Origin of the sequence: Mycobacterium sp. B14F4, assembly GCF_039871645.1 — a bacterium.
GTDB lineage: Bacteria > Actinomycetota > Actinomycetes > Mycobacteriales > Mycobacteriaceae > Mycobacterium.
In genome coordinates this window covers 1-960 of record NZ_JBDPMF010000020.1, presented here as the reverse complement: position 1 = coordinate 960, position 960 = coordinate 1, and the positions used below count along the sequence as shown (strand labels likewise).

Here is a 960-nt window from a genome sequence, read left to right as displayed (position 1 = left end):
GGAGACGGGGATGAAGGTGTTGGCCGCGCCCAGGGTGTAGGTGAAGGTGTCGGTGCCGCGGAAGTCGTTGTAGGGCCGGTAGGTCACGGTGCCGTCGGTGCCGACCTCGACGATGCCGTGGCTGGGGCCGGTGACGATGGTGATGGCGCCCAGGTCCACGCCGGTGACGGAGGTGTCGTTGGCGCTTAGCGCCGGGAACAGCACGGTGCTGGTATCCATCAGCACCGTAAAGGCGTCATCGCTCGCCGTGATCGGTTGGACGGCAATCGTCACCACGCCCGTGTCAGTGCGGTTGGTGTTGTCGGTGACGGTGTAGATGAAGGAGTCGGCGCCACTGAATCCGCTGGACGGGGTGTAGGTAAAAGTGCCGTCTGCTCTTAAGGTCAATGTTCCGTTGGCGGGTCCTTGCACAACGGTCGCAGTCAGGACGGCACCGGCATCCACGTCTGTGTCGTTGGTGAGGACACCCCCGGCGGTCACTGTGAGGACCCGTCCAGCGCCCACGGTGTATGCATCGTCGACGGCGACTGGTGAGTCGTTTACTTCGGTGATGCTGATGGTGACGGTGGCGGTGATGAAGTTGTCGGTGCCGTCGAAGGCGATGTAGGTGAACTCGTCGGTGCCGTTGAAGTTCGGGTTGGGGGTGTAGGTGAAGGCGCCGTCGGGGGTGGGGGCCAGGGTGCCGTTGGTCGGGCCGCTGATGACCAGTGCGGTCAGGGTGTCGGCGTCGGGGTCGGTGTCGTTGGCGAGCACGTCGATGGTGACCGGGGTGTCTTCGGTAGTGGTGGCGGTGTCGTCGGCGGCGATGGGGGCGTCGTTGACCGGGGTGACGGTGATGGTGACGGTGGCGGTGATGAAGTTGTCGGTGCCGTCGAAGGCGATGTAGGTGAACTCGTCGGTGCCGTTGAAGTTCGGGTTGGGGGTGTAGGTGAAGGCGCCGTCGGGGGTGGGGGCCAGGGT

The 960-nt window shown here is 64.8% G+C and carries 1 protein-coding gene; it reads right to left on the bottom strand.

Features of this window, described 5'->3' with window-relative positions; genetic code table 11:
- On the bottom strand, nt 1–960 hold a 960-nt coding region (locus tag ABGB19_RS26030), incomplete at both ends, for an Ig-like domain-containing protein (RefSeq protein WP_347688891.1).